Origin of the sequence: Micromonospora sp. HNM0581 (genome assembly GCF_012726175.1) — a bacterium.
Classification (GTDB): Bacteria; Actinomycetota; Actinomycetes; order Mycobacteriales; family Micromonosporaceae; genus Micromonospora.
Window position 1 is genome coordinate 194,295 of sequence record NZ_JAASAD010000004.1, and the last position, 20,096, is coordinate 214,390.

19 protein-coding genes are annotated in these 20,096 nt (G+C 69.8%); 7 read left to right on the top strand and 12 right to left on the bottom strand.

Going from position 1 to position 20,096, the window contains the following annotated elements:
* Window positions 1-201 precede the first annotated feature (201 nt).
* Window positions 202-498, top strand: coding sequence for a BON domain-containing protein (locus HCA58_RS08195; RefSeq protein ID WP_169597236.1), 297 nt, complete (start codon window positions 202-204; stop codon window positions 496-498).
* Window positions 499-631: 133 nt separating this feature from the next.
* Here HCA58_RS08195 and HCA58_RS08200 read toward each other — a convergent pair whose 3' ends face one another.
* The gene (locus tag HCA58_RS08200) at window positions 632-1,207 is read right to left on the bottom strand and encodes an STAS domain-containing protein (protein WP_169597154.1); all 576 of its coding nucleotides are present in this window, start codon (window positions 1,205-1,207) and stop codon (window positions 632-634) included.
* 211 nt (window positions 1,208-1,418) lie between these two features.
* Between HCA58_RS08200 and HCA58_RS08205 the strand changes: the two genes are divergently transcribed.
* The gene (locus HCA58_RS08205; protein ID WP_169597155.1) at window positions 1,419-2,525 is read left to right on the top strand and encodes an L-dopachrome tautomerase-related protein; all 1,107 of its coding nucleotides are present in this window, start codon (window positions 1,419-1,421) and stop codon (window positions 2,523-2,525) included.
* 104 nt (window positions 2,526-2,629) lie between these two features.
* Here the strand turns inward: HCA58_RS08205 and HCA58_RS08210 are convergent, their stop codons facing one another.
* Both HCA58_RS08210 and HCA58_RS08215 read right to left on the bottom strand, forming a co-directional pair.
* Entirely contained in the window at window positions 2,630-3,787 is a 1,158-nt protein-coding gene (locus HCA58_RS08210; RefSeq protein ID WP_169597156.1) for an acyl-CoA desaturase, read from the bottom strand.
* 16 nt (window positions 3,788-3,803) lie between these two features.
* Window positions 3,804-4,895 carry a ferredoxin reductase gene (locus HCA58_RS08215; protein WP_169597157.1) on the bottom strand — a complete coding sequence of 364 codons (1,092 nt, stop codon included), beginning with the start codon at window positions 4,893-4,895 and terminating at the stop codon, window positions 3,804-3,806.
* Between the two features lie 84 nt (window positions 4,896-4,979).
* Between HCA58_RS08215 and HCA58_RS08220 the strand changes: the two genes are divergently transcribed.
* Window positions 4,980-6,227 carry a helix-turn-helix domain-containing protein gene (locus HCA58_RS08220; RefSeq protein WP_169597158.1) on the top strand — a complete coding sequence of 416 codons (1,248 nt, stop codon included), beginning with the start codon at window positions 4,980-4,982 and terminating at the stop codon, window positions 6,225-6,227.
* A 46-nt stretch (window positions 6,228-6,273) separates the two neighbouring features.
* On the opposite strand, the gene HCA58_RS08225 is transcribed toward HCA58_RS08220, so the two are convergent.
* Together HCA58_RS08225 and HCA58_RS08230 are read right to left on the bottom strand one after the other, a co-directional pair.
* Window positions 6,274-7,848 (bottom strand): Na+/H+ antiporter, encoded by a 1,575-nt coding sequence (locus HCA58_RS08225; protein WP_346775911.1) that lies wholly within the window; start codon window positions 7,846-7,848, stop codon window positions 6,274-6,276.
* A gap of 85 nt (window positions 7,849-7,933) precedes the next feature.
* Entirely contained in the window at window positions 7,934-8,131 is a 198-nt protein-coding gene (locus HCA58_RS08230; RefSeq protein ID WP_346775919.1) for a hypothetical protein, read from the bottom strand.
* A gap of 169 nt (window positions 8,132-8,300) precedes the next feature.
* On the opposite strand from HCA58_RS08230, the gene HCA58_RS23425 reads away from it, so the two are divergent.
* The 4 genes from HCA58_RS23425 (at window position 8,301) to HCA58_RS08255 (ending at window position 12,440) form a co-directional block, all read left to right on the top strand.
* Window positions 8,301-8,474 (top strand): hypothetical protein, encoded by a 174-nt coding sequence (locus HCA58_RS23425; RefSeq protein WP_240955771.1) that lies wholly within the window; start codon window positions 8,301-8,303, stop codon window positions 8,472-8,474.
* A gap of 40 nt (window positions 8,475-8,514) precedes the next feature.
* Window positions 8,515-9,975, top strand: coding sequence for a benzaldehyde dehydrogenase (locus HCA58_RS08240; protein WP_169597160.1), 1,461 nt, complete (start codon window positions 8,515-8,517; stop codon window positions 9,973-9,975).
* A 287-nt stretch (window positions 9,976-10,262) separates the two neighbouring features.
* A complete protein-coding gene (locus tag HCA58_RS08250; RefSeq protein WP_169597006.1) occupies window positions 10,263-10,415 on the top strand; it encodes a hypothetical protein in 153 nt (50 codons plus the stop codon).
* A 162-nt stretch (window positions 10,416-10,577) separates the two neighbouring features.
* Window positions 10,578-12,440, top strand: a complete 1,863-nt coding sequence (locus HCA58_RS08255; RefSeq protein WP_169597161.1) for an adenylyl cyclase — start codon at window positions 10,578-10,580, stop codon at window positions 12,438-12,440.
* A 49-nt stretch (window positions 12,441-12,489) separates the two neighbouring features.
* Here the strand turns inward: HCA58_RS08255 and HCA58_RS08260 are convergent, their stop codons facing one another.
* From HCA58_RS08260 to HCA58_RS08290, 7 genes are read right to left on the bottom strand one after another with little or no spacing between them, the layout of a single operon-like run.
* On the bottom strand, window positions 12,490-13,008 hold the full coding sequence (locus tag HCA58_RS08260; protein ID WP_169597162.1) for a GNAT family N-acetyltransferase: 519 nt from the start codon (window positions 13,006-13,008) through the stop codon (window positions 12,490-12,492).
* A gap of 46 nt (window positions 13,009-13,054) precedes the next feature.
* Window positions 13,055-14,485, bottom strand: a complete 1,431-nt coding sequence (locus HCA58_RS08265) for an MFS transporter (protein WP_346775912.1) — start codon at window positions 14,483-14,485, stop codon at window positions 13,055-13,057.
* A 58-nt stretch (window positions 14,486-14,543) separates the two neighbouring features.
* Window positions 14,544-15,542 carry an oligopeptide/dipeptide ABC transporter ATP-binding protein gene (locus HCA58_RS08270; RefSeq protein ID WP_169597238.1) on the bottom strand — a complete coding sequence of 333 codons (999 nt, stop codon included), beginning with the start codon at window positions 15,540-15,542 and terminating at the stop codon, window positions 14,544-14,546.
* A 56-nt stretch (window positions 15,543-15,598) separates the two neighbouring features.
* Window positions 15,599-16,582 (bottom strand): ABC transporter ATP-binding protein, encoded by a 984-nt coding sequence (locus tag HCA58_RS08275; RefSeq protein WP_169597163.1) that lies wholly within the window; start codon window positions 16,580-16,582, stop codon window positions 15,599-15,601.
* Window positions 16,579-17,469, bottom strand: a complete 891-nt coding sequence (locus tag HCA58_RS08280; protein WP_169597164.1) for an ABC transporter permease — start codon at window positions 17,467-17,469, stop codon at window positions 16,579-16,581. Before HCA58_RS08280 ends, HCA58_RS08275 begins: the two co-directional genes overlap by 4 nt.
* Window positions 17,466-18,410 (bottom strand): ABC transporter permease, encoded by a 945-nt coding sequence (locus HCA58_RS08285; protein ID WP_169597165.1) that lies wholly within the window; start codon window positions 18,408-18,410, stop codon window positions 17,466-17,468. The genes HCA58_RS08280 and HCA58_RS08285 overlap by 4 nt, the downstream gene beginning before the upstream one ends.
* A gap of 18 nt (window positions 18,411-18,428) precedes the next feature.
* Window positions 18,429-19,964: an ABC transporter substrate-binding protein gene (locus tag HCA58_RS08290; RefSeq protein WP_169597166.1), complete on the bottom strand. Its 1,536-nt coding sequence runs from the start codon at window positions 19,962-19,964 to the stop codon at window positions 18,429-18,431.
* Between the last annotated feature and the right edge of the window lie 132 nt (window positions 19,965-20,096).

Below are 20,096 nucleotides of genomic sequence, written 5' to 3' on the forward strand. Positions count from 1 at the left end.
ACAGTCAGTCCCGCCGATTCTGTCAGGCGCGGGCCGGGCACCGTTGCCCGCGCCTGAGCTCAGCCGACTGATCACCAGCGGGATCTGTCATGCAACTGTCATCCAACCGTGCGGTCGACTCCAAGGTCGTTGCGCAAGGTGGTGGGCGATCGGGACGGCGCGTCGGGTCGCCGACGTACGACGAAGGAGACCGCTGTGGTGATGCCGTGGCCCTGGCCGATGCCCGACGACAACTCCTTCCGCGCGCTGTGGGACGAGCCGCAACACCACGACGAGGATGTCCGGCTCGCCGCACTCGTCGCCCAACGGCTGAGTGTCGACTGGTCGACCCGCAGGCAACAGATCACGGTGATGGTGCAGAACCGGGTGGTGATCCTCACCGGCCTGGTGGGCAGCGCCGAGGCCCGCCGCACGGCAGGTGAACTGGCTTGGGACGTGGAGGGCGTGACCGACGTCTGCAACGCACTACGGCTGGTCGCACACCGGCGCCGCCGCTGAACTTCGGCCCGTCCACGGCGCCCGGCACCGGCTCCGTGGACGGGCCGAACACGCAGTCGTCGACTTGGCCGGCCACAGCGCGGTCGGTGACGTCGGCCGATCGTCACGGCACCGTTCAGCTCATGGCCCCCGCCTATGCCGAGGTCGCCGGGGCCTCCTGCGAGGCGCGACCCTGCAGGAGGGCCAGCGCCTCGGCGCGGGTGCGGGCGACGGGAAACACCTCGTCCAGCCGGGTGACCCGTAGCACCTGTCGGATCAGCGGTGAGTTCGACGCCAGGCACAGCATCGCGCCGCGTTCGGCGACACCTCGGTGGGCCCGTACGAGCAGCCCGAGAGCGGTGGAGTCCAGAAGATCGGTGCGGCCGAGGTCCACCAGGATGTGGCCACCCATGTCCGCCGCGTGTCGCAACGCCAGGCCCAGGGTGTCACCGGTGTCGAGGTCGACGTCACCGGCGACGGTCACCACTGTCACGGTGCCGAGGTGTTCGATGCCGAGGATACCGCCGGGCACACCGGCAGCGGCGGGGCCGAGTTGGGTGCAGTGCGCGCAGCGGTGCGGGCCCTCGGCAAGCGGGGATCCGCTCCAGCCGTGCTCGGACACCAATGGCCACACCACCTCCGTGTCGGAGGGCATCCGCGGCCCGGCGACCGTGTCGCCGCAGTTGTCACAGGTCAGGGTGACCAGATGGTCATCCAGCACGACGGCCATGGCGTGCTCCTTCCCAGGTCAAGGAGGTCGAGGTCCCACCCTGCCGGGGTCAGGTGGCGGAGACCGCGCGGAAACATGACGATTGGGTGACGAAATGATTTCCCCTCGTTTGCGGGTCGGATGGGCGACGACCAGCCCCGGCTCGTCGCCCGCTTTGCGATGATAGACGTAGAGAGATCAGTTGATCCCTGGTTGTGACAGGAGGTCGATCATGCGCTACGCACTGCCCACCGACGAACCGGTCGGCAAGCTGGAGGTGGTGCACCGGTTCCGAGGCCCGATGCCGACCGGGGTGACGGTGTCACACCGTGGTCGGATCTTCGTGAACTTTCCCCGGTGGGGTGACCAGGTGACCGCAACCGTGGTGGAACTGCGTCGTGGTCGCGAGATTCCCTATCCCGACCTGCAGTGGAACACGCCGTCCGGCGACGACGACCCCTCGGCGTTCGTGTCGGTGCAGAGTGTGGTGGTGGACGCGGCCGACCGGCTCTGGGTGCTCGACACCGGCAGCCCGATGTTCCAGCCGACCTCACCCGGCGGGCCGAAGATGGTCCGCGTCGACCTGAAGACCGACACCGTCGCTCAGGTGATCACCTTCCCGCCCGAGGTGGTGCTGCCCACGTCCTACCTCAACGACGTGCGTTTCGACCTCCGGCGCGGCGAGGCCGGGCTGGCGTACATCACCGACTCCGCCGAGAACGCCCCCAATGCGATCATCGTGGTCGACCTGGCCAACGGAACGTCGTGGCGGCGGCTCAACGACCACCCGTCGACCAAGGCCGAGCCGCTGGCGGACTTTCGGCCAGTGGTCGAGGGGCGCCCGTTCCTGGTCCGTCCCCCGGACGCCCCGCCGATGCCGGTGGGCGTCGGTGCCGACGGCATCGCGATCTCGGCCGACGGCGCACGGCTGTACTACTGCGCCCTCGCCACCCGCCGCTGGTACAGCGTCGCCACCGACGCCCTCGCCGATCGCGCCCTGAGCGACGCGGAGGTCGCCGCGACAGTGATCGACGAGGGCGACAAGGGCGGCGCTGCCGACGGGCTGGAGTCCGACGACGCCGGCCGCCTCTACCTCACCAACTACGAGCACAACGCAGTGCTACGACGTCACCCTGACGGCGAGTACGAGACCGTGGTGCACGACGCCCGCCTGCTCTGGCCCGACACGCTGAGCGTGGCGACCAACCGGCACCTCTACATCATCGCCAACCAGGTGCACCGGCAGCCTCCGTTCAATCGCGGCCGGGACCTGCGGCGCAAGCCATACGCCCTGTTCCGGACCCGGATCGACGCGGGCCCCGTACTGCTGCGACCGTGACGGCGGCGCGCCCCGGTCAGACACAGGTGAGGTGCGATCGGGGCGGCGCGGCACGCGCTGCGGACTCGAACGGTACGGACCCTGAAGTCGTCGGTTGTGCGAGGTCAGGCGGCGATGAGGGCCGGGGTGGGGTGGTCGGGGGTGCCGTCGAGCGGGCTGGCCGGGGGTACCGGCTGGCGGCGGTTCGGCAGGGCCAGCCGGAAGACTTTCTTCCACGCGGAGAAGACCTGCCGGGGCAGCGAGCCGGTGGTGTACTTCAGCCCGTACCTGTCGAACAGGTCCCGTACCTCCGGCGCGATCTCCTGATAGCGGTTGCTCGGCAGGTCAGGGAAGAGGTGGTGCTCGATCTGGAAGGACAGGTTACCGGTCATGATGTGCATCAGCCGGCTGCCGCTGATGTTCGCCGAGCCGAGCATCTGCCGCACGTACCACTCACCTCGGGTCTCGCCCTCGATCGACGTCTTCTCGAAGGTCTCCACCCCGTCCGGGAAGTGCCCGCACATGATGACCGAATGACTCCACAGGTTGCGGATCAGGTTCGCGGTGAAGTTCGCGGCGAGGGTGTGCAGGAACGACGGGCCGGACAACAGGGGGAACAGCAGGTAGTCCTTGAGGAACTGGCGGCGGATCTTCCGGCCGACCGCGCGCAGCCTGGTGCGGAACTCGGGGTCCTTGTGTCCCCCGTTCTTCAGTTTGTTGCCCAGGTCGAGGTCGTAGGCGGCGATGCCGTACTCGAAGAAGCACGCGTTGACGAAGTTGTAGAGCGGCTGCCCGAGGTGGGCCGGGTGCCAGGGCTGGTCCTCGTCGACCCGCATGATGCCGTAACCGAGGTCGTTGTCCTTGCCGATCACGTTGGTGTACCGGTGGTGCAGCTCGTTGTGCGACTGCTTCCACTGGTCGGCGGGGGCGACGTGGTCCCACTCCCAGCTGGTCGAGTGGATCTTCGGATCGCGCATCCAGTCCCACTGGCCGTGCAGGACGTTGTGCCCGATCTCCATGTTCTCCAGGATTTTCGCCACCGACAGCCCGGCGGTGCCGACGACCCAGGCCGGCGGAAACAGCGAGAACAGCAGCACGACCCGGCTGCCGATCTCCAACTTCCGCTGCGTCGAGATGACCTTTCGGATGTACGCGGCGTCCCGTTCGCCCCGGGAGGCGACCACCCGTTCCCGCAGGGCGTCGAGCTCCCTGCCGAGGTTCTCGATGTCCTCGGCGGTCAGGTGGGCGATCGGGTTGGTGGCCTTCTTCTGCATGACGGTCACGTCGGTCGGTCTCCGATCAGATCTCGAGTTCGCACGGGCCGGCGGCGGCAGACACACAGGTCTGCACGCGCACGCCGTCACCCGGCAGGGCGGTGGTGAGTTGGCCGTTACGCAGGTCGCGAACCGCGCCCTGGCGCAGTGGCAGCACGCAGCCGAAGCAGATGCCCATCCGGCAGCCCGACGGCATGAGCACCCCGGCGTCCTCGCCGGCGTCCAGCAGCGGCGTTTCGCCGGCGGCCTGCACGGTCACCGACGAGCGGGTGAAGGTGACGGCACCGCCGTCACCGGCGGTGATGACCGTGGGACGGAACCGCTCGGTGTGCAACCGCTCGGCGTGGCCACGGGTCGACCAGTGCGTCTCCGCCGCGTCGAGCAGCCCGAGTGGCCCACACGCCCATGTCCGGCGCTCCAGGTGATCCGGGACCAGGGTGTCCAGCTCGGCCACGTCGAGTAGGCCCTCGACCTCGGTGTGCCGCTCGATGAGGCGGATGGCGCCGCGTTCGGCGAGACCGCGCAGCTCCGCCCCGAAGACCACGTCCGCCGCGGTGGGTGCCGAGTGCAGCAGCACCACGTCACTGCCGGCCAGTGCCCCTGAACGCAGCATTCCGGCCACCGGTGTGATGCCGCTACCCGCGGTGAGGAACAGCACCCGCGACGGTGCCGGTTGCGGCAGCACGAAGTCGCCGCGTGCCTGATCGAGCTGGACGATCGTGCCCGGCCGGATCCGGCGGACCAGGTGGTTGCTGACCACGCCGTCGGGGATCGCCTTCACCGTCACCGAAATCGGGTCGGCCCGCCGGCCGGGGGCCGAGGTGACCGAGTAGGCCCGCCACTGGCGTACCCCGTCGACGTCGACGCCGAGCCGGACGTACTGGCCGGGGACGTGGCCACGCCAGCTGCGCCCGGGCCGGATCAGCAGCGTCGCCGCGTCCGGGGTCTCCGGGTGCACGGCGACGACCCGGCCGCGTAGATCGGCGCCGGCTCGTAGCGGGGCGACCAGGTCGAGGTATTCGCTGGGCAGAACCGGGGTGGTCACCGTCTCGGCGAGCCGCCACAGGCGGCGCCGAAAAGATCTCGTCGGGCCCGGTCGCGGGACGGTGGCGGTCATACGACGATAGTCGCTGCGCGCTGGCATAAAATCTTGGCCAGCGAAGGTAAAGCGATCCATCCCTTTTGTGCGGGGAGAACAACCGTGGCGGAACCCTCCGGAACGACGAATCGGGCGGCCCACGTCGAACTGGACCAGCGGGTGGCCAGTGAGCTGCGTGATCGGCTACCGCTGGTGGCCGGTCGGACCGTCACCGCGATCACCGCGGAGGTACCCAGCTACTCCGGCACCCTCACCGGACAGATGCGCGACAAGATCGAGACCGCGGTGCAGATCGCGTTGGGCACCTTCCTGCAACTCCTCGAACAGTCTCAGGTTGCCGATCGTCCGCAGGCCAACGACCCGAGCACCCCACTGGTCCCGGCGCTGGAAGCCGCGTACGCGCTCGGTAGCGGCGAGGCCCGCTCGGGGCGCAGCGTGGACGCGCTGCTGGCCGCCTACCGGGTGGGTGCCCGGGTCTCCTGGCGGGAACTGGCCGCAGCCACCGTGGCGACCGGTCTGCCCGCCGCCAGGGTCGCCGAATTCGCCGAGCTGATGTTCGCCTACATCGACGAACTCTCCGCCGCCAGCGTCGCCGGGCACGCCGACGAGTTGGCGAGTGTCGGCCGAGCCCGACGGCGGAACCTGGAACGGCTCACCCAGCAGCTGCTCGCCGGGGAGACCGAGGACGTGCTGCTGCGCAGCGCCGAGCGGGCCGACTGGCCGGTGCCGAAGACTCTGACCGTCGCGCTGCTGCCGCAGGCGAAGCTGCGAGGAGCACTCGCCCTGCTCGGCGAGCACACCCTGGAGAGCAGCGAGGAGTTGCCCGTTGGCGAGCCGGGCGAGGAGACGGCGGTACTGCTCGTACCGGACATGCACGGCGACCGACGCCGACAGCTCGCCCGGGTGCTGCACGGGCGAAACGCGGTACTGGGGCCGTGCCGCCCCTGGGCCCGGGTCTGTTCCTCCTATCGGCGGGTGGTGCGGGTGGTCGCGCTCGGTATCCCCCAGCCCGCCGACGGCGAACCTCTGGACACCGAGCGTCACCTGGCCGAACTGCTGCTCACCGCCGATGTCGAGGCACTCGCCGACCTGCGTACCCGGATGCTGCAACCGCTCGCCGCCCTGCCCGCCGCCACCGCCGAGCGTCTCACCGAGACGTTGCGTTCCTGGCTGCTGCACCAGGGGCGACGTGACGACGTCGCCGCCGACCTCTTCGTCCACCCGCAGACCGTGCGATACCGGATGGGTCAGCTGCGCCAGCTCTACGGCGACCGTCTCACCGATCCACGCAGTCTGCTCGACCTGACGGTCGCGCTCGCGCTACCGGCCGGCGCAGTCAATCCGGGGTGAGCGGGCCACCGCCGGCAGGACCGAGCCCATGCCCGCCGATCAGCGGTCACTCGGCGGGCATGGGGCCGAGCAGGCGGATCTCCTCGGCGTCCAGCCGGGCCTGCAACTCCTGCAGCACGGCGTCGTCGATCACCCGCCGGTCACGCATCCGGGTGATCTCGCGTCTCTTGTGTTCCAGGGCGGCCAGCCGCAGTCGACGCTCGACCTCCCGGGCGGTCGACGAGTCGTCCCCGGGCGCGGCCTGCACCGCGCCGAGATGGCCCACGTACTCGGCCCGGAGCCGTCGCACGATCTCCGGGTCGGCGCCCACCCGGTCGGCGATGTCGGGTAGGGCGTCGAGCGTTGCCTGGGTCGCGGACACCTGTGCCTGCCGCGTCTCCGCGACGCGTTCCGGATCACCGCTCAGCCCCGCCCAGGTCATCAGGAACGGCAGGGTGGTGCCCTGCACGAGCAGGGTCACCAGGATCACCGTGACGACACCAAAAATGATCAGATCGCGTTCGGGCACCGGACTACCGTCCGGCGCAGTCAACGGCACGGCGAGTGCCGCCGCCAGCGACACCGCGCCCCGGAAACCGGCCCAGCCGGCGACCGTGCGGACCCGCCAGCCGACCCGGCGGGCGAGCTGCGACTCACGGCGGTCCACCAGCCGGGCCAGCCCGGCTGTCACGTGCAGCCACAACATCCGCACCAGCACCAGCACGCCCGCCATCACCAGCGCGATCACGACGGCCTGGCTCAGGGAGACGCTGCTGACGTTCTGCACCGCCCTCGGTACCTGCATGCCGACCAGCACGAAGAGGGCGCCGTTGACGAGGAAGGTGGTCAGGTCCCAGAACGACAACGCGAGAATGCGGGACCGGGCGCGGATCACCCGGGGACCGGCGAAGGAGAGCATCAAGCCGGCGACCACCACCGCGAGCACCCCACTCTCGTGGATGCTTTCGGCGAGGAAGAAGGCGACGAACGGGGTGAGCACACTCAGCGCACCTTCCCGTAGCGGGTCGTCGAGACGTCTGCGGATCGAAATCACCACCGTGCCGACCACCAGGCCAGCAACGACGCCACCGAGGAAGGACAGCCCGATCCGTTCGACGAGTTCGACGGCAGTCGGTGCGGCACCTCCGCCGAGCAAACCGAGTGCGACGGCGAACAGCACCAGGGCGGTGCCGTCGTTGACCAGACTCTCCGCGCGCAGCGTGGTGAGCAGGCGGCGGGGCATCCGACTGGCCAGCCCCGCCACCGCTGCGGCGTCGGTGGGAGCGAGCGCCGCGCCGAGCACCCAGGCCACCGCCGGGTCGACACCGAGACGCTGTACGACGAGGGCCACCGCGACCATCGTGGCACCGACCAGGCCGACCGCCAGCAGGGCGATGACCACGATGTTCGCCCTGATCTCCCGGAGGCTGACGGCCAGACTCTCCCGGTACAGGATCGCCGGCAGGAACAACAGCAGCACGACCTCGGGGGCGAGGACCACGTGCGAGAACGGGGGGAGCAGCGCCACCAGGGCACCGAGGCAGATGAGCAGCACCGGCGGGGCGACCCGGTACCGGCCGCCGACGGTGGTGCCGACCAGCACGACGATGCCGAGTGTGATGACCAGCAGCAGCTCGCGCACCTCGCCCCCCGTTCGTCGCCCCCCCCACATGGTGGAACGCCGGTGGGCCGTACCGGACCGATTCGCCGCACCGGACCGACCGGACTCAGCGGCGGGGCCCGGCCCCCAGGTCCTCCTCGATGCGGTTGGCGGTGGCAAGCAACGGGGACAGCGGTTCCCTGCGGATCGACTCGAATGAGCCCCGGCTCGCGTGGGCGGAGACGTTCACCGCGGCCACCACGGAGCCGCTGTCACCGTGGATCGGCCCGGCCAGCGAGTCGGCCCGACCTGCACCGGCTGTCACCGGCCCGGCAGCCGCGGGGCTTCGTCAGCGCCGCCATGGGCGGGCTCGGCTTAGGCCTACCGGCCGCCGCAGGGGCGACCCCGCCCGGCCGGTCGTCGCGGCACTCGGCGACGGCTCGTCACTATACGGCATCCAGGGGCTACGGAGCGCCGCCCGGTACGGTTGCGGCGTGCTGTTCGTGGTGCTCTCCAGCGGACGGTACGCCATCATGGACCGCCTCGCCGGCCGGGCCGGCGGCAACGCACCCCTGGCCGTCCTCAACGAGGTCGTTCCCACCCTGGCCGATCGGAGTGAGCCCCTGCTGCTCGACGTGTCGGTCGGCGACGCAGACGTCGCGCCCTGACCACGACGGCAACCCGCACCACCTGGCAAGGAGGACCATCATGAACCTGCTCGACCCCGACATCTGGCACGGCACTTTCTACAGCTACGGCTGGGTCAAGGGCAACGGCGGCACCACGACTGTCCGTTCCCCCGCGAGCCGCGAGGAGCTCGGCGAGGTCGGCGTGGCGGATCCGAGCGACGTGACACGCGCCTGCGCCCGTGCCGCCGCCGCCCAACGCGCCTGGGCCGCTACCAGCTACACGAAACGGGCCGCCGTGCTGCGCCGAGCGGGCGCGCTGTGGGAGCAGCACGCCGCCGAGGTCAGCGGTTGGATCGTCCGCGAAGCGGGGTCGATCCCGTTGAAAGCCGGCGTGGAGACCGCCACCGCAGCGCAGGAATGCTACGAGGCGGCGGCGCTCGCCTCACACCCACTCGGCGAGATCATCCCGAGTGCCCAGCCGCGCCTGAGTCTGGCCCGTCGGCTACCGGCCGGTGTCGTCGGTGTCATCGCCCCGTTCAATTTCCCGCTCGTCCTCGCCATCCGCTCGGTCGCGCCAGCACTGGCCCTCGGCAACGCGGTGGTACTCAAGCCGGACCTCCGCACGGCGGTCAGCGGCGGTCTGACCATCGCCCGGATCTTCGAGGAGGCCGGGCTGCCGGAAGGGCTGTTGCACGTCCTGCCCGGTGGCGTCGAGGCTGGCGAGGCGCTGGTCGCCGACCCGCACGTACGGGTGGTCAGCTTCACCGGGTCGACCGCCGCCGGTCGGAAGGTCGGCGAGGCCGCCGCGCGGCACCTGAAGCGGGCGCACCTGGAACTTGGGGGCAACTCGGCGCTGGTGGTTCTCGACGACGCCGACTTCGACCTGGCCGTCTCCGCTGGCGCCTGGGGTTCCTTCCTGCACCAGGGCCAGGTCTGCATGACCACCGGTCGACACCTGGTGCACGCCAGTATCGCCGAGCGCTACGTGGAGGCGCTGGCCGCCAAGGCCGACCGCCTGACAGTCGGCGACCCGGCCAGGGACAAGGTGACGCTCGGGCCGATCATCGACGAGGGACAGCGCGACAAGATTCACTCGCTGGTCACGGCAAGCGTCGACGCGGGCGCCCGACTCGCCGCCGGTGGTCGCTACGACGGGTTGTTCTATCGTCCGACCGTGCTCGCCGACGTCACCCCGGAAACCCCGGCGTACGCGCAGGAGGTCTTCGGCCCGGTCGCCCCGGTGTTGTCGTTCACCGACCTGGACCAGGCCGCGGCCCTCGCCGGCAGCTCGGAGTACGGGCTGTCGCTGGGCATCCTCAGCCGCGACGTGATGAAGGCGATGGCACTTGCCGAACGCATCCCCAGCGGGATCGTGCACATCAACGACCAGACGATCGGAGACGAGGCGGTGGCACCGTTCGGTGGGGTCGGCTCCTCCGGCACCGGTTCCCGCTTCGGCGGTGCGACGGCGAATGTGGAGGCGTTCACCGAGACGCAGTGGTTGACCGTACAGGGCGGCATCACCCGCTACCCGTTCTGAGCAGGTCGGAGGTCGTGGCGGGCGGTACACGGTTGCCGGGTGCGTCGGTGACCTCCCGGGTGCTGGCCATCCCGGGTGCCTTCGATCCGGCTCACCCGGTGCCGGCGTTCTGAGCGACATCGCCCGGCGTGCCGATCTGCCGCCCGCCACCACGCACCGGCTGGTGGCCGAGTTGGTGGCCGGCAGGCTCCGGGAGGCTGGCGACGATCCGTGAGGGCGGTTGGGCGCGGGCACACGAGGAGATGACCCTCGGTCCTACTCGATCGCCGTCGCGGTGCGTGGCCCCGATGGCGCCGGCGTTGCACGCAGCGGCTGAGTGTCAGCGACTGTTCCTGGCCGGCGACACGGTGCACATGTCGGCCACCCTGCGGTACGTCAGCACCTCCCCGGCGTACGCGACGAGCCTCGCGGAGAACTACGTCGGCATACCCGAGGTCTGAGGTGTGTCTCTTCCGTTGCTCCGCCGTACAGGGTAGAAACATCTGAACCCCGGTTCTGCCCAGTGTGCCGTCGGCGGGCCGGGCGAGAGAGCGCTCTCAGTCCGTTTGGTCGACCGTGTCGTCGGGCTCGCCATCGAACCGCCCGGCGGAAAGGACGAACGCATGCCGACCCCACCACCACACCAACGACGCGGACGGGCACTGGCCTTCGGGCTGGCCCTCACCACCGCCGTGATCGCCACGAACACCCCGGTGAACGCAGGACCACCCCGACCGGCGAACCCCGACCTCGGGCCCAACGTCACGATCTTCGACCCGGGCATGCCGGTCAGCCGGATCCAGGCGACACTCGACGCGGCACACGCCGCGCAGGTCGACAACGAGATGGGCGCCACCCGGCACGCCTACCTGTTCCGACCGGGCCAGTACGGCACCACCGAGGAACCGTTGCAAATCAAGGTGGGTTACTACACCGAGATCTCCGGTCTGGGCGCCTCCCCCACCGACGTGGTCATCAACGGCAAGGTCGAGGCGTACAACCGTTGCCTCACCGAGGGCGGCACCGGCAACTGCATCGCCCTCGTCAACTTCTGGCGCACACTGAGCAACCTGTCGCTGCGGATCAACGCCACCGGCCAGGACGACTGCCGCGCCTCCGCCAACTTCTGGGCGGTCTCCCAGGCAGTGTCGATGCGCCGGCTCGACATCAGTGGTGGTGGGCTGTCCCTGATGGACTACTGCACCAACGGGCCGCAGTACGCCAGCGGCGGCTTCATCGCCGACTCCCGGCTACCGGCCACCACCAACGGCTCCCAGCAGCAGTGGTTGACCCGCAACAGCGAGGTCGAGAGTTGGTCCAACGGGGTGTGGAACCAGGTCTTCGCCGGGGTGGTCGGCGCACCCGACGACGCCGGGTTCCCCGAGCCGCCGTACACCACGCTCGACACCACCCCGCTGAGCCGGGAGAAGCCGTACCTGTTCGTCGACGCCAACGGTAAGTACCAGGTCCGGGTACCGGCCGTACGCCGCGACACGCGCGGCATCACCTGGGGCGTCCGGATGGCTCCGGGACGGACCATCCCGATCGGCGACTTCTTCGTCGCCCGGCCGTCCGACCCGGTGCGGGTCATCAACCGTGAGCTCGCCCGGGGCAAGCACCTGCTGCTCACCCCCGGGGTGTATGACGTCGCGCGTAGCATCGAAGTCCGCCGACCCGACACGATCGTGCTCGGCATCGGGCACGCCACGCTCACCGCAGTCGACGGCGCGGTCCCGCTCGACGTCGCCGGGGTACCCGGTGTGGTCGTCGCCGGGGTCACGATCGACGCGGGCCTCGAGGAATCACCGGTGCTGCTACGGGTCGGCCGCAAGCACGGCCGCAACCACAGCATCCCGCGTAACCCGATCACGCTCTCCGACGTGTACTTCCGGGTCGGCGGCCCACACATCGGCAAGACGGACACCGCCCTGGAGGTCAACAGCGACCACGTCCTGATCGACCACACCTGGGTGTGGCGGGGTGACCACGGTGTCGAGGGCTTCACCGAGGGCGTCAACGGCGACACCGACCGCTGGCGCACCAACACCGGCCGCCACGGCGTCGTCGTCAACGGTGACCACGTCACCGCCACCGGTCTCTTCGTGGAACACTTCCAGCGGTACAACACCATCTGGAACGGTGAGCACGGCACGACGGTCCTTTACCAGAACGAACTGCCCTACGACCCACCCACGCAGGCCGACTGGCACAACGGCAGGACCAACGGGTGGGCCGGCTACAAGGTCGGCGACCGGGTCCGCCAGCACACCCTGCACGGTGGTGGGGTGTACGTGTTCAACCAGAACAACCCGTCGATCCGTACCGAGAACGGCTTCGAGGTGCCGGAGCGACCCGGCGTACGGCTACATCACGTCATGACGGTCAACCTCAGCGCCGGCACCATCGACCACGTGGTCAACGGCGTTGGTGAGGCCGCCGACATGGACCGCGTCGGCGCCCCGGTGTACCTGGAGCAGTACCCGTAGCGCGGTGAGTTGGGCCCCTGCCATGTGCGAGGCGTGGCAGGGCCCTCCCTCACTTCACGAGGGGACTGCGTCGTTCCAGCAGGACGACGTCGCGCCAGCGGCCTTGATGGCGGCCCACCCGCTCGCGGGTGCCGACGACCCGGAACCCCGCCCGCCGGTGCAGGGCGAGACTGGCGGCGTTCTCGGGGAAGACACCGGACTGGATCGTCCAGATGCCCGCCGCGTCCGTCGAATCGATGAGCGCGTCGAGCAACCGGCGGGCCGCACCCCTGCCCCGGGCGGCCGGGTCGACGTACACGGAGTGCTCCACCACCCCGGAGTAGACCGCCCGGGAAGAGGTCGGCGACACCGCGACCCAGCCGACGACCGTCCCGTCCCCGTCGACCGCCACCAGCCGGTGTGCCGGTAACCGACCGGCGTCGAAGTCGACCCAGGACGGCGCGACAGTCTCAAAACTGGCGTTCCCGCCGTCCAGCCCGGCCTGGTAGATCGCCAGAACCCGGTCGGCGTCGCCCGTCGTCATCGGGCGCAGCCGCACCTCGGCGGCCGGCAACTCGCTGCGGATCATCGGGAAATCCTAGGCCAGGGCGCCGGACGCCCGCACGCGTGCCGGATCAGGTGGTCCCGTCCCGGTTGGCGGCGTCGCGTTCAGCGGCCTCGATGTTGGCGTCGGTGACCTCGAACATTCCGAGCAGCAGGGTCAACGTCAGCACTCCCATGATCGCGAACACCGCGCGGAGACCGAACACCTCGGCCAGCAGGCCCCCGACGAGCGCGCCGGCCGGCATGCTCCCCCACGCCAACATTCGGTAGCCGCTGTTCACCCGACCGAGCAGAAGGTCCGGGGTGATCCGCTGACGCAGCGAGATCGTGATGACGTTCCAGGCGGCGCTGAGGATTCCGCCGACGAAGAAGACCGAGCCGATCACGAAAGGGTCGGTGCTGACGGCCGGCACACCGACGACGGCGGCCATCCCCAGAAGGGAGGCCGCGAGAGCGCGGGCCCGCCCGAGCCGCTGTTCGATTCGCCCGGTGGCCACCGAACCGAGGACGATCCCGGCGGCGACGGTGGTGAGCAGGATGCCGTAGCCAGGTCCGGTCAGACCCACGGCCGAGTCCGGGCCGACCGCGTAGAGCACCAGCACGGCGAAGATCGCGGTGGTGATGAAGTTGCTGATGCCGACCATCGTGGCCAGGGTGCGCAGCAGCCGGTGCCGCCAGAGGAAACGCAGCCCCTCGACGATGTCGGCGCGCACCGTCGTCGGGGTGTCTCGGGTTACCCGGAACCGGCCGGTGACCAGGAGCAGGGCCCCGACGGCTACCGCCCACAGCACCGCCGGCCCGGCGAGCGCCGACACCACCCCGACAGCGATCAGGAAACCGGCCAGGGGTGGGCCCACGAACTGGTTGGCGGTCAGTTCCACCGCGGCCAGCCGACCATTGGCCCGGGGCAGTTCGCGTCGGGTGACCAACTGCGGCAGGATCGACTGCGCCGACGTGTCGTAGAGGGTCTCGGCGATCCCGACGCCGAACGCCACCAAGTAGAGCAGCCAGATCGACCCGGAGTCGAGCAGCACCGCCAACGCCAGCGCGCCGATCAGCGTCGCCCGCCCGGTGTTGGCGGCGAGCATCACCCGACGCCTGTCGAGCCGGTCGACTAGAGCACCGGCTGGCAGCGCGAACAGCAGCCAGGGCAGGCTGAGGGCGGTGGCGGTCCCGGCCACGAGCAACGGCGAGCGGGTGTAGCCGACGGCGACCAACGGCAGTGCGACCTTGACGATCCCGTCGGCCAGGTTGGACACCGCCGAGGCAGACCAGAACCGCCAGAACCGGCCCCCCAACCCGTTGTCGTCGGTGGAGCGGGCAGCCGGCAGATCGGTTCGCACCGGTTCCTCGACCCCCGTCACGCCGCCGATCATCGCACCCCCAGGTCGCCGGTGGAACACCTGCCGGGTCCACCGGCGACGCTCGGGCAGGAGATCGTCGACGATCAGCGAGGTGCCCGAGGTTTTGCCGAGTTGCTCACTGACCGCGCCGTAGGTCACGGTCTCGTACCGAACGCTCGATCCCCGAACACCGCGACACTCCGACTCGACGCCCTGGTCACCAGCGCATCGCTCGCACAGCCTCCCGGGCGAACAGGCACGCCGCACGGTGGTTCGGGTCGACCTCGGTCAGCACCGGATCGGTCTCGGCACACGCCGGCCGGGCCTGCGGACAACGGGTACGGAACCGGCAGCCGCCCGGCGGGTCCACCGGACTGGGAACGTCCCCGCCGAGGATGATCCGGCGACGGCCCCGCTCGACCTGCGGATCGGCCACCGGCACCGCCGACAGCAGCGCAGCGGTGTACGGGTGGGCCGGGTCGCGCCAGATCTGCGCCGGAGTACCGCTCTCCACGATCCGCCCCAGGTACATCACCGCCATCCGGTCACTCATGTGCTCGACGGCGGCCAGGTCGTGGGCGATGAACAGGTAGGTCAGACGCAGCTCCCGTTGCAGCCGGCGGAGCAGGTTCATGATCTGCGCCTGCACGCTCAGGTCCAGCGAGGCGATCGGTTCGTCCAGGACGATCAGGTCCGGTTCGCCGGCGAGGGCACGGGCGATGCCGACCCGCTGCCGCTGGCCGCCGGAGAGTTCGTGGGGATGCCGGTCGGCCAGATCGCTGCGCAACCCGACCATGCCGAGAAGTTCGTCGACCCGACGGCGGCGGGCGGCACCACCGTCGGTGAGCCGATGCACGATCAGCGGCTCGGCGATGCTCGCCCCGATGGTCAGTCGTGGATCCAGAGACGCCTGCGGGTCCTGGAACACCATGGCCACCCGGCGACGAAACGCCCGCAGTCGCCGCCGGGACCACCGGGTGACGTCCTGTCCGGCCACCCGGACGCTGCCGGAGGTGGGCTCCACCAGCCGGAGCAGGGCCAGCCCGGTGGTGGACTTGCCGCTGCCCGACTCGCCGACCAGACCAAGCGTTTCCCCCCGGCGGACCCGCAACGACACCCCGTCAACGGCCCGAACGACCCCGGTCGGCGTCGGGAACCACACCGCCAGATCGTCGAGTTCGGCCACCACCTCGGCTGGTTCCCGCTGCGTGGGCATCCCACCGTCGGCCGGCACGACCGTACCGAGCTCATGATCAGCCCGCTGCCGCTGATTCATCGACGCTCCCCGTCGCTCGGCTGCGGGTAGAAGGTACGGACCTGGTGCCCGGCCGAGACCGGGACCAGCGGCGGCAGCTCGTGCGCGCAGCGGGCGTCCCCCCGTACCGGGCAGCGGGGCCAGAACGCGCAGCCCGCCGGCAGTTCCAACGGGCTGGGCGGCGCACCGGCGATAGTGACCAGGTCCGCACCGTCTGCCGTCGGGTCGGGACGGGCGGCCAGCAGAGCCCCGGTGTACGGGTGCGACGGCGCGCCGAAAACGGCGTCGACCGGCCCCTGTTCGAGGATCCGTCCGGCGTACATCACCGCCACGGTGTCGGCGATTCCGGCCACCACCCCCAGATCGTGGGTGATCCAGACGACTGCGGTGCCGAGCCGCCGTTGCAGGTCGCCGATCAGATCGACGATCTGCGCCTGAGTGGTGACGTCGAGGGCCGTGGTCGGCTCGTCGGCGATCAGCAGGTCCGGCTCACAGGCCAGCGCCATGGCGATCACCACCCGCTGCCGCATGCCGCCGGAGAACTGGTGCGGGTACGCGTCCACCCGCTGCCCCGCGGACGGGATGCCGACCATGTCCAGTAGTTCGACGGCGCGGGACCGGGCGGCTCGACGGGTCAGCCCGAGGTGTTCCTCGGCGGCCTCGGTGACCTGCCGGCCGACGGCGAGTACCGGGTTGAGCGAGGTCATCGGATCCTGGAAGACGAACCCGACGTGCCGCCCACGCAGTCGTCGACGACGTTCCTCGGTCACCCCGGTGAGTTCCGCGTCGAGCAGGTGCACCCGGCCGGTCACCCGGGCGGTGCGCGGCGCCAGTCCGGTGGCGGCGAGCACGCTCATACTCTTCCCGCTGCCGGACTCACCGACCAACGCCAGCGTCTGTCCGGGCTGCACCGCCCAGTCGACGCCCGCGACCGCGTGGGCCGGCCCACGCCGGGTGCCGATGGTGACGGTGAGGTCCTCGACGGCCAGTACGGGCTTCATGCGGTGCTCCTCCTGGCTTCGCTGACGGTGAGTTGGCGGGGGTCCAGCACGTCCCGCAGCGCGTCACCGACCAGGTTGAACGCCAGGACGGTGAGGAAGATCGCCGCACCGGGGAAGAAGCCCAGCCACCAGGCCTCGGTGACGAACCCGCGCCCGTCGAACAGCATCCGGCCCCAGGCCGGATCGGGTGGCTGGACGCCGAGACCGAGGAAGGACAGCGCCGCCTCGGAGAGGATCGCGAAGGCCAGCGAGAGCGACGTCTGCACGATCAACGGTGCGGCGATGTTCGGCAACACGTGCCGGCGCATGATCCGCAGATCGGACGCGCCGACGGAGACCGCAGCCCGGACGAAAACCTGCTCCCGCACCGAGAGCACGCCGGCCCGGGTCACCCGGGCGAAGATCGGCGTGTAGACCACCCCGATCGCCACCATCGCGGTGGTCAGCCCCGGGCCGAGGACCGCCACGATCGCCACCGCCAGCAGCAGCACCGGAAACGCGAACAGCACATCCATGCAGCGCATCAGCACGTTGTCGAGCCAGCCCCGGTAGTAGCCGGCGAACAACCCGAGAGTCACCCCCACCACGATTGCGATACCGACACTCACCAGACCCACCTGCAACGACACCCGGGCGGCGATCATCACCCGGCTGAGTACGTCCCGGCCCAGTTCGTCGGTACCGAACGGGTGCGCCCAGCTCGGTGGCTCAAGCATCTGGTCGACGTTCACCTCGTTGATGCCCGACGGCGCCAGCCAGGAACCGCCCACGCCCACCACCACCAGCACCGCCAGCACCAGGCTGCCGGTCAGGGCCAGCGGATCGCGTCGCAGCACCGCGAGCACGCGGCGCAGCTGTCCCTCACGGTTGACCGTCTGCGCGCTCATCTGACCGTGATCCTCGGATCGAGTCGGGCGTAGAGGATGTCGACCAGCAGATTGACCAGAAGAAACAGCGCCGCCACCAGCAGCACCGCCCCTTGCAACACCGGATAGTCCCGAGCCGCTACGGCGTCATAGGTGAGCCGTCCGATGCCGGGCCAGGCGAACAGCACCTCGATCACGATCACCCCGCCGAGCAGGCTGGCCAGTTGCACCGCCACCACGGTCACCACCGGGATGAGGGCGTTGCGCAGCACGTGCCGCGACACCACCACCCGGGTACGCAGTCCCTTCGCCTCGGCGGTGCGCACGTAGTCCTCGGAGAGCACCTCCAGCATCGACGAACGGATGAACCGGGTGAGGATCGAGGCGGTGACCAGCCCGACCGTGACGGCGGGCAGCGCCACATGGGACGCCCAGCGGCCCGGATCGTCGGTGAGGGCGACATAGCCGGACGGCGGTAGCCACCCGAGCACGCCGGAGAAGAGCAGGATGCCCATGATTCCCATCCAGAAGTCCGGCACCGAGACCCCGAACTGACTGAACACCCGAGCGGCGTGGTCGACGAGCGAGCCGCTGCGGATAGCCGAGACGATACCCAGTGGAACGGCAACGACCAGCGCGAACACCACCGCGGTGACAGCCAGCGACAGGGTCGCCGGCAGTCGCTCCAGCACGATCGCGGTGACCGGACGTCCACTGCGGAAGGACACACCGAGGTCGCCGGTCAGCGCCCGCCGCAGGTAGTCGAAGTACTGCACCGCCAGGGGCTGATCCAGCCCCGCCCGGGCCCGCAGCGCCTCGTACGTCTGCGGGTCGAAGCGGGTGCCGAGGGCGACCCGGACCGGGTCACCTGGCACCAGTTGGAGCAGCAGGAACACCACGAGGGTCACGCCGAGCAGCACGACGGCCGACTGCAACAGCCGACGGATGACGAAGCGGGCCACCTGAGGTCCCCCGCCGGGTCAACGAGCGAGAGCCACGTCGCGGAACCGGATCGCCCGGTCCGTGCGTACCTCGTAGCCGCTGACCTGCTTGGACCAGCCCTGGGCCACGTCCGGGTTGTAGAGGTAGATGTAGCTGGCGTCGTCCACGATCTGCTTCGCCACCTGCTCGTACTGCTGTTTGCGGGCGGCCTGGTCGGTCTCCGTCCGGGCCTGGTCGAGCAGCCGGTCCACGTCCGGGTTGGCGTACTCGTGGAAGTTGAACGTGCCGTCGCTGTGGTGCTGGGCGTAGTAGAACTCGTCAGGATCGATGTTGCCCAGCCAGCCGAGCATGAACGAGTCGAACGTGCCGGCGCCCTGCTCGTCGAGCCACTGTGCGAAATCCAGCGTACGGATCTCGACGGTGATCCCGACGGCCGCCAGCTGCGAGGCGACGACCTGGGCGGCGGTGACCGTCTCCGGGTACTCGCTGGTGACCATGAGGTCCATGGTCAGGCCGTTCACCCCGGCCTGGTCGAGCAGTTGCGTGGCCTGGCTGACGTCGTGGGTGTACGGCGCGTACTCGTAGTAGAAGGCGCTGTTCTGTGGGATGGCCGTCTGGTTGACCGTAGCCAGCCCGAACTTTGCCGCCTTGGTGATCGCCTCGCGGTCCAACGCGAAGGCGACGGCCCGGCGGACATTGACGTCGTCGTACGGCTTGCGCGCCTGGTTGAGCGCGAGGTACCAGTAGTCGGTCGAGGGCACCGACCGCACCGACGGGTCGTCCCCGTCGAGCAGCGCCGGCACCTGCTGCGGTGGCAGGTTGTCGGTCCAGTGCACCTCACCGCCGCGCAGGTTCTGCAGGGCGACGGTGGGGTCGCTGACGAAGGTGAACCGGAGGCCGTCCAGCTGGGGCTTCTCGCCCCAGTAGTTGTCGTTGCGGACCAGCCGGATGCTGTCGCCGGAGCTGTAGTCGTCCACGGCGAACGGGCCACTGCCGACCGGCTTGGTGGTGATCTCACCAGATTCCACGTTGGCCTTCTGGACGATCGCCACGCCCTTGAAGCCACCGAGGTTGGCCAGCAGGTTCGGAGTCGGCGCGGTGAGGGTCACCACCACGGTCTTCGGGTCGGTGGCCTCGATCGACTTGACGGTGCCGAACTTGTACGCGTTGTTCAGCTTCTCGTCGATGATCCGGTTGTAGGAGTAGACGACGTCGTCGGCGGTCAGCGGCGAACCGTCGGAGAACGTCACTCCCTCGCGAAGGGTGAACGTCCAGGTCAGCTGGTCCTCGCTGGTGGTCCACTCGGTGGCCAGTGCAGGCTTCATCTCCAGGTTGGCGTCCGGCTCGACGAGCGTGTCGAAGACGTTCTCCAGCACCTGGAAGCTGTAGTAGGCGGAGGTCTTGTGTGGATCGAGCTGGTCGGGTTCACCGCCGATCGCGGCGTTGAGCACGCCTCCGGCTCCCGCCGTGTCGTTGCCGTCGACGTCGACGCCCTCGCCCCCACTGCAGCCCGCCACGGCGGCGAGCATCAGGGCGATCGTCGCGCCGGCCAACCTGAATCTGGTCCTGGACATGGTCCTCCCTGATTCTTCTCCGGCAGTCGAAGATCTTGCGAGTCTGTTCCGCTTACCTACTGATGTCAATACAAATGGTGGCAAATTGCCCCTAGCTGTTGCTTCCCTGTCCCGCCCACGCTAACGCCAAAC

Excerpts from the sequence above, each read along its gene's own strand:
- HCA58_RS08195 (WP_169597236.1), top strand. The coding sequence starts at position 202 with ATGCCGTGGCCCTGGCCGATGCCCGACGACAACTCCTTCCGCGCGCTG.
- HCA58_RS08200 (WP_169597154.1), bottom strand. The coding sequence starts at position 1,207 with ATGGCCGTCGTGCTGGATGACCATCTGGTCACCCTGACCTGTGACAAC.
- HCA58_RS08205 (WP_169597155.1), top strand. The coding sequence starts at position 1,419 with ATGCGCTACGCACTGCCCACCGACGAACCGGTCGGCAAGCTGGAGGTG.
- HCA58_RS08215 (WP_169597157.1), bottom strand. The coding sequence starts at position 4,895 with ATGACCGCCACCGTCCCGCGACCGGGCCCGACGAGATCTTTTCGGCGC.
- HCA58_RS08240 (WP_169597160.1), top strand. The coding sequence starts at position 8,515 with ATGAACCTGCTCGACCCCGACATCTGGCACGGCACTTTCTACAGCTAC.
- HCA58_RS08250 (WP_169597006.1), top strand. The coding sequence starts at position 10,263 with ATGGCGCCGGCGTTGCACGCAGCGGCTGAGTGTCAGCGACTGTTCCTG.
- HCA58_RS08255 (WP_169597161.1), top strand. The coding sequence starts at position 10,578 with ATGCCGACCCCACCACCACACCAACGACGCGGACGGGCACTGGCCTTC.
- HCA58_RS08260 (WP_169597162.1), bottom strand. The coding sequence starts at position 13,008 with ATGATCCGCAGCGAGTTGCCGGCCGCCGAGGTGCGGCTGCGCCCGATG.
- HCA58_RS08270 (WP_169597238.1), bottom strand. The coding sequence starts at position 15,542 with ATGCCCACGCAGCGGGAACCAGCCGAGGTGGTGGCCGAACTCGACGAT.
- HCA58_RS08275 (WP_169597163.1), bottom strand. The coding sequence starts at position 16,582 with ATGAAGCCCGTACTGGCCGTCGAGGACCTCACCGTCACCATCGGCACC.
- HCA58_RS08280 (WP_169597164.1), bottom strand. The coding sequence starts at position 17,469 with ATGAGCGCGCAGACGGTCAACCGTGAGGGACAGCTGCGCCGCGTGCTC.
- HCA58_RS08290 (WP_169597166.1), bottom strand. The coding sequence starts at position 19,964 with ATGTCCAGGACCAGATTCAGGTTGGCCGGCGCGACGATCGCCCTGATG.